The organism is Streptomyces sp. NPDC012510 (assembly GCF_042955065.1).
Lineage (GTDB): Bacteria > Actinomycetota > Actinomycetes > Streptomycetales > Streptomycetaceae > Streptomyces.
The window spans coordinates 105,365-116,402 of sequence record NZ_JBIBEN010000017.1; the positions used below are offsets into that span (position 1 = coordinate 105,365).

The window sequence follows — 11,038 nt, forward strand, 5'->3', positions numbered from 1 at the left end:
TCCAAACCCCTGCCCGTCGCAGGGCGGCGACCGACCAGCGAGAAGGCCGCAGCCACCACCGCGCGGGCGAGACTCTCGGGAAGGCGCTACGTGAGTCCCAACGGCTCCGACCTCCCCCGCTGCCTCAAGAGCGCGGGTGGTACCCCCATGCCGCGGCGCCCGATGCGGCGGAAGCTGCTGCAGGCACTGACTGCGGGCCTGGTCCTGGCGACCGCCACCGGTTGCACATACAAGGACTTCCCCCGCCTTGGTATGCCCACCCCGACCACGGAAGAGGCTCCGCGGATCCTCTCCCTGTGGCAGGGGTCGTGGGCGGCCGCGCTCGCCACGGGCGTACTGGTCTGGGGCCTGATCTTGTGGAGTGCTTTCTTCCACCGGCGCAGCCGCACCAAGGTCGAAGTTCCCCCACAGACCCGGTACAACATGCCCATCGAGGCGCTGTACACGGTCGTTCCGCTGATCATCGTCTCGGTGCTGTTCTACTTCACCGCCCGCGACGAGTCGAAGCTCCTCGACACGTCGAAGAAGCCCGACCTCACGGTCAACGTGGTCGGCTTCCAGTGGAGCTGGTGCTTCAACTACATCGAGAACGTCGAAGGCTCCACCGGCGACGCGGCCACAGACGAGAACCTGGCCGCGATCCCGGACCGGTACAAGAAGGACTTCCCGGCGAACGCCGGCGGCGTCTACACCTGCGGCATTCCTGGCGACAAGAACCCGCAGACCGGCAACCCCGGCCCGACCCTCTGGCTCCCCAAGGGCAAGACGGTCCGCTTCGTCCTCACCTCGCGTGACGTCATCCACTCCTTCTGGGTGGTGCCGTTCCTGATGAAGCAGGACGTCATCCCGGGCCACACCAACGCCTTCCAGGTGACCCCCAACCAGGAGGGCACCTTCCTGGGCAAGTGCGCCGAACTGTGCGGCGTGGACCACTCTCGGATGCTCTTCAACGTGAAGGTCGTCTCCCAGGAGCGCTACGAGGAGCACCTCAAGTCGCTCGTGGAGAAGGGGCAGACCGGTTACGTCCCGGCCGGCATCGAGCAGACGAAGCACGAGAAGAACCGGGAGACGAACGTACTGTGAGCATCCTCAACGAACCACAGGGTGCCGAGGAGGCGGGCTCCCACTACCAGGACGAGCTGCCGGTCCGGCGCCAGCGCCGTGGCGAGGTGATCGTCAAGTGGCTGACGACCACCGACCACAAGACGATCGGCACGCTGTACCTGGTCACGTCGTTCGCGTTCTTCTGCATCGGCGGCGTCATGGCGCTCCTCATGCGCGCCGAACTCGCCCGCCCGGGTACGCAGATCATGTCGAACGAGCAGTTCAACCAGGCGTTCACGATGCACGGCACGATCATGCTGCTGATGTTCGCGACGCCGCTGTTCGCCGGATTCGCCAACTGGATCATGCCGCTGCAGATCGGCGCGCCCGACGTGGCGTTCCCGCGGCTGAACATGTTCGCGTACTGGCTGTACCTCTTCGGCTCGCTCATCGCCGTCGGTGGCTTCCTCACCCCGCAGGGCGCGGCCGACTTCGGCTGGTTCGCCTACAGCCCGCTGTCGGACGCGATCCGCAGCCCCGGCGTCGGCGCCGACATGTGGATCATGGGTCTGGCCTTCTCCGGCTTCGGCACGATCCTCGGTTCGGTCAACTTCATCACCACGATCATCTGCATGCGCGCGCCCGGCATGACCATGTTCCGCATGCCGGTGTTCACCTGGAACGTGCTGCTGACCGGTGTTCTGGTCCTGCTCGCGTTCCCGGTCCTCGCGGCGGCGCTGTTCGCCCTGGAAGCCGACCGCAAGTTCGGTGCCCACGTCTTCGACGCGGCCAACGGCGGAGCGCTGCTCTGGCAACACCTCTTCTGGTTCTTCGGACACCCAGAGGTGTACATCATCGCCCTGCCGTTCTTCGGCATCATCTCCGAGGTCATCCCGGTCTTCTCCCGCCGGCCGATCTTCGGCTACATGAACCTCATCGCCGCCACGATCGCGATCGCGGGTCTGTCGGTGACGGTGTGGGCGCACCACATGTACGTCACCGGAGGGGTACTGCTGCCGTTCTTCTCCTTCATGACGTTCCTGATCGCGGTGCCCACCGGTGTGAAGATCTTCAACTGGATCGCCACCATGTGGAAGGGCAGCCTCTCCTTCGAGACACCCATGCTGTGGGCCACCGGCTTCCTGATCACCTTCACCTTCGGCGGCCTGACCGGTGTCATCCTGGCCTCGCCGCCGCTGGACTTCCACGTCTCCGACTCGTACTTCGTGGTGGCGCACTTCCACTACGTCGTCTTCGGCACCGTGGTCTTCGCGATGTTCTCCGGCTTCCACTTCTGGTGGCCGAAGATCACGGGCAAGATGCTCGACGAACGCCTCGGCAAGATCACTTTCTGGACGCTGTTCGCCGGCTTCCACGGCACGTTCCTCGTCCAGCACTGGCTGGGCGCCGAGGGCATGCCGCGCCGGTACGCGGACTATCTCGCGGCCGACGGTTTCACCGCCCTGAACACGGTCTCGACGATCGCCTCGTTCGTGCTCGGTCTGTCGATCCTTCCGTTCCTCTACAACGTGTGGAAGACAGCCAAGTACGGCAAGAAGGTCGAGGTCGACGACCCGTGGGGCTACGGCCGCTCCCTGGAGTGGGCGACCTCCTGCCCGCCGCCGCGGCACAACTTCCTCACCCTGCCGCGGATCCGCAGTGAATCCCCGGCGTTCGACCTGCACCACCCGGAGATCGCCGCGCTCGAACAGCTCGCGCACGGCGGCCCCGCGGCCAATGAGCTCGCGACCAGCGGCAAGGAGGCCGGCAAGTGAAGATCCAGGGCAAGATGTTCATCTGGCTGAGCGTCTTCGTCCTCGCCATGGCGATCGTCTATGGCGTGTGGTCGAAGGAGCCGGCCGGTACCACGGCGCTCTTCCTGGCCTTCGGCCTGTGCATCATGATCGGCTACTACCTGGCCTTCACGGCCCGGCGGGTCGACGTGGGCGCACAGGACAACAAGGAGGCCGACGTCGCGGACGACGCCGGTGAGCTGGGCTTCTTCAGCCCGCACAGCTGGCAGCCCCTCGCCCTGGGCGTGGGCGGCGCGCTCGCCTTCATGGGCGTCGTCTTCGGCTGGTGGCTGCTGTACTTCTCGACCCCGATCATCCTGATCGGTCTGTGGGGCTGGGTCTTCGAGTACTACCGCGGAGAGAACCAGAACCAGTAACACGCGCCGAGCGCACGGAAGCCCGGACACTCCGACAGGAGGTCCGGGCTTCCCCCTTTCGCCACGCCGGACGTAGCCCACTCGGCCCACCCGGCGCGCCGGGGACAGGCGGCGTTCCTACGTTGAACCCATGAGCACTACAGAATCTTTCAGGGGCGCCACAGCCGGTGTCGAGAGCCCGCACCGAAACAGCACGGCCGTCCGTTGCGCCATGCTGGTGGTCTGCCTGGGAGCAGGCGTCACCGCCTGCGGTTCCGGCGGCCACCCGCTCGCGGGCAAACCGTACGACGCCGCCGAGCAGATCTCCTTCAACACCCCCTCCGGGGCGGGCGCGAAGGCCGACCCGGACAAGCCCCTGGAAGTCACCGCCGACGACGGGCGCATCACCGACGTCACCGCCGTGGACGCCGCAGGACGGTATGTGGCGGGCGAACTCTCCGCCGACGGCGCCCGCTGGCACTCCACCTCACCGCTCGCCGCCAACGCCCGCTACACGGTCCGGGTGAGCACCGAGGACGGCGACGGCGCCCCCGGCCGCGAGACCCTCGCCTTCGACACCGGCCGTCCCCTCACCAAGAAGCGCGTCGACGTCACCTTCGGCCCCGAGGCGGGCAGGTACGGCGTCGGTCAGCCCGTCACCGCCGAACTCAGCAGACCGGTCAAGGACAAGGCCGCCCGGTCCGTCGTCGAACGCGCCCTCAAGGTGGAGTCCACGCCCGCCGTGGAAGGCACCTGGCACTGGGTGGACGACAAGAAGCTCCACTACCGCCCCCAGGACTACTGGCCCGCGAACGCCACCATCAGGGTCCGCAGCAACCTGGAGGGCCTCAAGGTGGGCGACCGCCTCTGGGGCGGGAAGGCCGCGCCGCTGGAGCTGACCACCGGCGACAAGATAGTCGCCATCACGGACGCCGCGGCACACCGTATGACCGTCTACAAGAACGACGCGGTGATCAAGGAGATACCGGTCACCACGGGGATGCCCGGCTACGACACCCGCAACGGCGTCAAGGTCGTACTGGCCAAGGAAGGTACCGTTCGTATGACCAGCGCCAGCATAGGCGCGTCCGACTTCTACGACCTGACCGTCCACCACTCCGTACGCGTCACCAACAGCGGTGAGTACGTCCACGCCGCCCCCTGGTCCACCGGCTCGCAGGGCTACGCCAACGTCAGCCACGGCTGCACCGGCATGAGCAACGACAACGCGCAGTGGTTCTACGACACCATCAACGAGGGCGACCTCGTCAAGGTCGTCAACTCGGCCGGCGACACCATGGCCCCCTTCGGCAACGGCTACGGCGACTGGAACCTCGACTGGCAGAAGTGGCGCGAGGGCAGCGCCCTGGTCGGAGGCACGAAGGAAACCCCGAACCCCCAACAGCAGGCGCGCCTACGTCCCGAGTCCGCCTGAGGAGCGGGCCCGTCCCCGTGAGCCCCCCAGGCGCTCACGGCTAGGCGCTCACGGCCCTCTTCCTCCGCAACAAGGACGCCAACGCCGCGGCGAACTCCACCGGCTCCACCGGCAGCGCCACCGCGCCCTCGGCCCGACTCCAGGTGGCGAGCCAGGCGTCCTGGGGCCGGGCGATCAGCACGAGGACCGGCGGAGCGTTGAACACCTCGTCCTTGATCTGCCGGCACAACCCCATGCCTCCCATCGGCACGGCCTCACCGTCGAAGACACATACATCGATCCCACCCCTGTCCAGCTCCTTCACGACAGCGGCAGGGGTGGCGCACTCCAGGAACTCCACCGGCGGCACATCAGGAGCCGGTCGCCGGCCGGAGGCCAGCCGCACCTGTTCGCGGGTGTTGGAGTCGTCGCTGTAGACCAGCACCGTGGCGGTCGGCTGCATTGTTCCTCCGTGACGTCAGCGTCGTAAGGACAGGCCCGATGCGCGGATGCTACTCCCTCGAAGACCACGTCAGCACCGGTTCGGGAGGGAGCAACACTCCGAACGGCACCCCCCGGGGTCAGGGCGAGATAAGCGACCGACATAATGTCGGTCGTGGCGACAGCAACGACAGTAGATACCGGGCACGCGCACCCGTCGGTCAACCGGCCGAACCTCACCAGCGTCGGAACCATCATCTGGCTGAGTTCCGAGCTGATGTTCTTCGCGGCCCTCTTCGCGATGTACTTCACCCTGCGATCGGTGACCGGTCAGGACTTCTGGTCGGAGAAGGCCGACACCCTGAACTTCCCGTTCTCGGCGACGAACACCACGATCCTGGTGCTCTCCTCCCTCACCTGCCAGCTCGGCGTGTTCGCCGCCGAGCGCGGGGACGTGAAGAAGCTCCGGATGTGGTTCATCGTCACGTTCGTGATGGGTGCGATCTTCATCGGCGGTCAGGTCTTCGAGTACACCGAGCTGGTCAAGCACGAGGGCCTGTCGCTCTCGTCCGACCCGTACGGCTCGGTCTTCTACCTGACCACCGGCTTCCACGGACTGCATGTGACGGGCGGTCTCATCGCCTTCCTGCTGGTCCTCGGGCGCACCTACGCGGCCAAGAGGTTCACCCACGAGCAGGCGACCGCGGCCATCGTCGTGTCCTACTACTGGCACTTCGTCGATGTCGTCTGGATCGGCCTCTTCGCCACGATCTACATGATCAAGTGATCGGCGGCGAGCCGGGCGGACCGTACGCCCGCCTCGATCCGAGAACGACCTATCCAGAAGCACCGACGCAGAAGATCCTGACACCGGGGTAATCCGTGAAAAAGCTCTCCGCACGACGACGCCATCCGCTGGCGGCGGTCGTCGTCCTATTCATCGCGCTGGCGGCCTGCGCGGGGCTGTACACCACCTTCGCCCCAGCGGCGCCGGCCAAGGCCGATGAGACCGCCCAGACCCTCACCATCGAGGAGGGCAAGAAGCTCTACGCCGTCGGCTGCGCGAGCTGCCACGGCACCGGCGGTAAGGGCACCACCGACGGGCCGTCCCTGGTGGGTGTGGGCGCTGCGGCCGTGGACTTCCAGGTCGCGACCGGCCGTATGCCGGCCCAGCAGCCGGGCGCGCAGGTCCCGAAGAAGAGGAACATCTACTCGCAGGCCCAGATCGACCAGCTCGCCGCGTACATCGCCTCGCTGGGTGCCGGTCCGGAGATCCCGACCGAGAACGAGTACAACCCCGAGGGCGCGGACATCGCCGAGGGCGGTGAACTGTTCCGTACCAACTGCGCTCAGTGCCACAACTTCACCGGCAAGGGTGGTGCGCTGTCCGAGGGCAAGTACGCGCCGTCCCTCGAGGGCGTGGACCCGAAGCACATCTACGAGGCCATGCAGACGGGCCCGCAGAACATGCCGTCCTTCCCCGACACCACGCTGTCGGAGGAGAACAAGAAGGACATCATCGCGTACCTCGAAGCGGTCAACAGTGACGACACCGTGGAGCCCGGTGGCCTCGGCCTCGGCGGACTCGGTCCGGTCAGCGAGGGCCTGTTCGGCTGGGTCTTCGGTCTCGGCTCACTGATCGCCGTCGCCGTGTGGGTCGCCGCTCGGACCGCAAAGGCCAAGAAGTCATGAGTAGCCAAGAGATTTCAAAAGAGAACCTGCCGGCGCAGCAGTCCGCAGGACACGACGATCACGCCCATGTCGTGGTGAAGGCCGCGGACGAGGAGAACCCCTTCGCCGACCCCGGCCTCCCGCCCCACGAGCACCGTATCCAGGACCTCGACGAGCGGGCCGCCAAGCGGTCCGAGCGCACGGTCGCCCTGCTGTTCACGGTGTCGATGCTCTCCACGATCGCGTTCATCGCCGCGTACGTGGCGATCCCCGTGGACAAGGCGGTCTACGTCTGGCCGATCGGGCACGTCAGCGCGCTGAACTTCGCGCTGGGCTGCACCCTCGGTCTGGCCCTGTTCTGCATCGGCGCGGGCGCGGTCCACTGGGCCCGCACCCTGATGTCCGACGTGGAGTCCGCCGACGAGCGCCACCCGATCGCGGCCTCGCCCGAGGTCCGCGCGCAGGTTCACGCGGACTTCAGGCAGGGGGCCACGGAGTCGGCGCTCGGCCGTCGCAAGCTGATCCGGAACACCATGTTCGGCGCGCTGGCCATGGTCCCGCTCTCCGGTGTCGTCCTGCTGCGCGACCTCGGTCCGCTGCCCGGCACCTCGCTGCGGCACACCACCTGGGCCAAGGGCAAGAAGCTCGTCAACATGAACACCATGGAGCCGCTGCGTCCCGCGGACGTCGCGGTCGGGTCGCTGACCTTCGCCATGCCGGACGGCCTGGACGAGCACGACCACGACTTCCAGAAGAACATCGCCAAGGACGCCCTGATGATCGTTCGGATCCAGCCGAACGACATCAAGGACAAGCGCGAGCTGGAGTGGTCCCACGAGGGCATCGTCGCGTTCTCGAAGATCTGCACCCACGTGGGATGCCCGATCTCCCTGTACGAGCAGCAGACGCACCACGTTCTCTGCCCCTGCCACCAGTCCACCTTCGACCTCGCCGACGGCGGCCGGGTCATCTTCGGCCCCGCGGGTCACGCTCTTCCGCAGCTGAGGATCACCGTCGGTGAAGACGGCTACCTCGAAGCGGTCAGCGACTTCGAAGAGCCCGTCGGTCCTGCCTTCTGGGAGCGCGGATGAGTACTGCATCGACCACCGAGACGCGCGACAAGCGCGGCAAGGCACCGGCCGGCGAGCGTGTCGCCGACTGGGCCGACGGCCGGCTCGGGATCTACTCCCTGGCCAAGGCCAACATGCGCAAGATCTTCCCCGACCACTGGTCGTTCATGCTGGGCGAGATCTGCATGTACAGCTTCATCATCATCATCCTCACGGGTGTGTACCTGACGCTGTTCTTCCACCCGTCGATGAACGAGGTGGAGTACACCGGCCCGTACGTCCCGCTGCAGGGCCAGTTGATGTCCGAGGCGTTCAACTCGACCATGCACATCTCGTTCGAGGTGCGCGGTGGTCTGCTGATCCGGCAGATCCACCACTGGGCCGCGTTGGTCTTCCTCGCCGGCATGTTCGTGCACATGATGCGTGTGTTCTTCACCGGCGCGTTCCGCAAGCCGCGTGAGGTCAACTGGCTGTTCGGCTTCCTGCTGTTCGTCCTCGGCATGTTCACCGGCTTCACCGGTTACTCGCTCCCGGACGACCTGCTCTCCGGCACCGGTGTCCGCTTCATGGAGGGCGCTGTCCTGTCCATGCCGATCGTCGGCACGTACCTGTCGTTCTTCCTCTTCGGCGGGGAGTTCCCGGGCGGCGACTTCGTGGCCCGCTTCTACTCGGTCCACGTACTGCTGCTGCCGGGCATCATGCTCGGCCTGATGGTGGCCCACCTGATCCTGGTCTTCTACCACAAGCACACGCAGTTCGCGGGCCCCGGCAAGACGAACAACAACGTCGTCGGCATGCCGCTGCTGCCGGTGTACATGGCGAAGGCCGGAGGCTTCTTCTTCCTGGTCTTCGGTGTCATCGCGATCATCTCGGCGATCGCGACGATCAACCCGATCTGGACCATGGGTCCCTACCGTCCGGACCAGGTGTCGACCGGCGCCCAGCCCGACTGGTACATGGGCTTCTCCGAGGGTCTGATCCGTGTCATGCCCGGCTGGGAGATCGACTTCTGGGGCCACACGCTCGTCCTGGGCGTGTTCATCCCGCTGATGGTCTTCCCGCTGGTCCTGGTCGCGATCGCGGTCTACCCGTTCATCGAGTCCTGGGTCACCGGTGACAAGCGCGAGCACCACATCCTGGACCGCCCGCGCAACGCCCCGACCCGTACGGCCTTCGGTGTCGCGTGGATCACCTGGTACATGGTCATGCTGATCGGTGGTGGAAACGACCTCTGGGCGACCCACTTCCACCTGTCGATCAACGCCATCACCTGGTTCGTCCGGATCGCGTTCTTCGTGGCCCCGGTCATCGCGTTCGTCGTCACCAAGCGCATCTGCCTCGGTCTCCAGCGCCGGGACCGGGACAAGATCCTGCACGGTCGCGAGACCGGCATCATCAAGCGCCTGCCGCACGGTGAGTTCATCGAGGTCCACGAGCCCCTCAGCCAGGAGCAGCTGCACACGCTCACGGCGCACGAGCAGTACGTGCCGGCCCAGATCGGTCCGGCGGTCGACGAGAACGGTGTCGCCCGCAAGATCACGCGTCGCGAGAAGCTCCGCGCCAAGCTGAGCAAGGGCTACTACGGCGAGGAGAGCCAGATCGCCAAGCCGACCGTCGAGGAGTACAAGGAGATCACGAGCGGCCACGGCCACCACTGATCGCTTCGCTTCGCCACACCACGGTCGAAGGGCCCCCGTCCGATCTTCGGACGGGGGCCCTTCGCCGTGCTCCGACCTGGATAGGGTGAGAGCGCAGAATTGATTTCACGTCCGCGCGGCATCGCCCGCACGCGGCCAGGAAACCCAGGAGCGGCTATGAGCGCTGTGACCCCCGCTGGAGGCGACACCGCGGCGGGCCGTTCCTGGCCCTCGGTGCTGAACTCGCTGCTGTACGGGCGCGACCAGGACGCCGCTGCCACGTTCTGGGCGATGGACCAGATCATGCGTGGCGAGGCGACGGACGCGCAGATCGCCGGGTTCGTGGTGGCGCTGAGGGCCAAGGGCGAGACCGTGGAGGAGATCACCGGCCTCGTGCAGGCGCTGTACGAGCACGCCAAGGTGATCGAGGTGTCCGGGAAGACCGTCGACATCGTCGGTACGGGCGGGGACGGCGCCAAGACGGTCAACATCTCCACGATGTCGTCGATCGTCGTCGCCGGTACGGGCGCGAAGGTGGTCAAGCACGGCAACCGGGCCGCGTCGTCGGCGTCGGGCGCGTCCGACGTGCTGGCAAAGCTGGGCGTCAATCTGGAGCTGACGCCGCAGCGTGTCGCCGAGGTCGCCGAGGAGGCCGGGATCACCTTCTGCTTCGCGGTGAAGTTCCATCCGGCGCTGCGCCATGTGGCCGCCGCGCGCGGGCAGTTGGGGATCCGGACCGTTTTCAACGCGCTGGGGCCGCTGGCCAACCCGGCGAAGGTGCGCGCCCAGGCGGTCGGGGTCGCCGACCCCCGTATGGCGCCGATCATGGCCGGTGTCTTCGCCGAGCGCGGCAACTCCTCGCTGGTCTTCCGGGGCGACGACGGGCTGGACGAGCTGACGACGACGGCGACCTCACGGGTGTGGGTCGTACGGGACGGCAAGGTCACCGAGGAAGCCTTCGATCCGCGTGATGTGGGGCTGGAACTGGTGCCGGTGGAGGCGCTGCGGGGGGCCGACGCGTCCTACAACGCCGATGTCGCGCGGCGGTTGCTGGGTGGGGAGACGGGGCCGGTGCGGGATGCGGTGCTGTTGAACTCGGCGGCGGCGCTTGTGGCGCTGGAACCGACGTCCGCGTCGCTGGCGGAGCAGTTGCGAGGTGGGATGGCCAAGGCCGCCGAGTCGATCGATTCCGGGGCGGCGCGGGGAGTTCTTGAGCGGTGGGTCGCGGCGACGAACAGGTAGTCCGGTCGGGTGCGGGTGGGGTGGGGCTTCTCGCGCAGTTCCCCGCGCCCCTCAGAAAGCAGGGGCTGCGCCCCATGCTTTTTGCCTTTAGGGGCGCGGGAACTGCGCGAACAACCCCCACCCCACCCGCACCGCCGTACAACCGCACCCTCCGACCCATCCCGCGCCCATCCCGCCATCCCGTCATCCCGCCATCCGGACACAGGTTGCGGCGCGGCGATCACTTCACGTACGTTCCTGTTCAGGTCATGAGTGACAGCCCCAAGCCCCGGCTGGCTGTCCGGCAACCCTCCTTCCGTGGCGGGGTGCCCCGGGTGAAGACCGGGTCGTAGGCAGTGAGGTCTACGACAAGCGCGGTTTCCATGGGAGT

The 11,038-nt window shown here is 66.9% G+C and carries 10 protein-coding genes and 1 riboswitch; of the genes, 9 read left to right on the forward strand and 1 reads right to left on the reverse strand.

Annotated features, from left to right (window positions below; genetic code table 11):
- Nucleotides 1–90 precede the first annotated feature (90 nt).
- The 4 genes from coxB (at nucleotide 91) to ACFY9I_RS28805 (ending at nucleotide 4,628) form a co-directional block, all read left to right on the forward strand.
- The gene (coxB, locus tag ACFY9I_RS28790) at nucleotides 91–1,083 is read left to right on the forward strand and encodes a cytochrome c oxidase subunit II (RefSeq protein WP_391006822.1); all 993 of its coding nucleotides are present in this window, start codon (nucleotides 91–93) and stop codon (nucleotides 1,081–1,083) included.
- Nucleotides 1,080–2,819 carry a cytochrome c oxidase subunit I gene (gene ctaD, locus ACFY9I_RS28795; RefSeq protein ID WP_391006823.1) on the forward strand — a complete coding sequence of 580 codons (1,740 nt, stop codon included), beginning with the start codon at nucleotides 1,080–1,082 and terminating at the stop codon, nucleotides 2,817–2,819. Before coxB ends, ctaD begins: the two co-directional genes overlap by 4 nt.
- Nucleotides 2,816–3,214 (forward strand): cytochrome c oxidase subunit 4, encoded by a 399-nt coding sequence (locus ACFY9I_RS28800; protein ID WP_391006825.1) that lies wholly within the window; start codon nucleotides 2,816–2,818, stop codon nucleotides 3,212–3,214. Before ctaD ends, ACFY9I_RS28800 begins: the two co-directional genes overlap by 4 nt.
- 211 nt (nucleotides 3,215–3,425) lie before the next feature.
- On the forward strand, nucleotides 3,426–4,628 hold the full coding sequence (locus ACFY9I_RS28805; protein WP_391007001.1) for an Ig-like domain-containing protein: 1,203 nt from the start codon (nucleotides 3,426–3,428) through the stop codon (nucleotides 4,626–4,628).
- Between the two features lie 40 nt (nucleotides 4,629–4,668).
- Here the strand turns inward: ACFY9I_RS28805 and ACFY9I_RS28810 are convergent, their stop codons facing one another.
- Nucleotides 4,669–5,070 (reverse strand): hypothetical protein, encoded by a 402-nt coding sequence (locus ACFY9I_RS28810; RefSeq protein ID WP_391006827.1) that lies wholly within the window; start codon nucleotides 5,068–5,070, stop codon nucleotides 4,669–4,671.
- Nucleotides 5,071–5,214: 144 nt separating this feature from the next.
- On the opposite strand from ACFY9I_RS28810, the gene ACFY9I_RS28815 reads away from it, so the two are divergent.
- The 5 genes from ACFY9I_RS28815 (at nucleotide 5,215) to trpD (ending at nucleotide 10,668) form a co-directional block, all read left to right on the forward strand.
- Nucleotides 5,215–5,835 (forward strand): cytochrome c oxidase subunit 3, encoded by a 621-nt coding sequence (locus tag ACFY9I_RS28815; RefSeq protein ID WP_391006829.1) that lies wholly within the window; start codon nucleotides 5,215–5,217, stop codon nucleotides 5,833–5,835.
- Nucleotides 5,836–5,930: 95 nt separating this feature from the next.
- Entirely contained in the window at nucleotides 5,931–6,740 is an 810-nt protein-coding gene (locus ACFY9I_RS28820; protein WP_391006830.1) for a c-type cytochrome, read from the forward strand.
- Nucleotides 6,737–7,810, forward strand: coding sequence for a Rieske 2Fe-2S domain-containing protein (locus tag ACFY9I_RS28825; RefSeq protein WP_391006832.1), 1,074 nt, complete (start codon nucleotides 6,737–6,739; stop codon nucleotides 7,808–7,810). The genes ACFY9I_RS28820 and ACFY9I_RS28825 overlap by 4 nt, the downstream gene beginning before the upstream one ends.
- Nucleotides 7,807–9,447 (forward strand): cytochrome b N-terminal domain-containing protein, encoded by a 1,641-nt coding sequence (locus ACFY9I_RS28830; protein ID WP_391006834.1) that lies wholly within the window; start codon nucleotides 7,807–7,809, stop codon nucleotides 9,445–9,447. The genes ACFY9I_RS28825 and ACFY9I_RS28830 overlap by 4 nt, the downstream gene beginning before the upstream one ends.
- Before the next feature lie 156 nt (nucleotides 9,448–9,603).
- Nucleotides 9,604–10,668 carry an anthranilate phosphoribosyltransferase gene (trpD, locus tag ACFY9I_RS28835; RefSeq protein WP_391006836.1) on the forward strand — a complete coding sequence of 355 codons (1,065 nt, stop codon included), beginning with the start codon at nucleotides 9,604–9,606 and terminating at the stop codon, nucleotides 10,666–10,668.
- A 244-nt stretch (nucleotides 10,669–10,912) separates the two neighbouring features.
- A riboswitch (SAM riboswitch) is annotated at nucleotides 10,913–11,028 on the forward strand.
- The last annotated feature ends 10 nt before the right edge of the window (nucleotides 11,029–11,038 follow it).

What these genes read in the sequence shown, in the direction of transcription:
- ACFY9I_RS28815 (WP_391006829.1), top strand. Translation starts at nt 5,215, where the DNA reads ATGTCGGTCGTGGCGACAGCAACGACAGTAGATACCGGGCACGCGCAC.
- ACFY9I_RS28805 (WP_391007001.1), top strand. Translation starts at nt 3,426, where the DNA reads ATGCTGGTGGTCTGCCTGGGAGCAGGCGTCACCGCCTGCGGTTCCGGC.
- ACFY9I_RS28825 (WP_391006832.1), top strand. Translation starts at nt 6,737, where the DNA reads ATGAGTAGCCAAGAGATTTCAAAAGAGAACCTGCCGGCGCAGCAGTCC.
- ACFY9I_RS28830 (WP_391006834.1), top strand. Translation starts at nt 7,807, where the DNA reads ATGAGTACTGCATCGACCACCGAGACGCGCGACAAGCGCGGCAAGGCA.
- trpD (WP_391006836.1), top strand. Translation starts at nt 9,604, where the DNA reads ATGAGCGCTGTGACCCCCGCTGGAGGCGACACCGCGGCGGGCCGTTCC.
- ACFY9I_RS28810 (WP_391006827.1), bottom strand. Translation starts at nt 5,070, where the DNA reads ATGCAGCCGACCGCCACGGTGCTGGTCTACAGCGACGACTCCAACACC.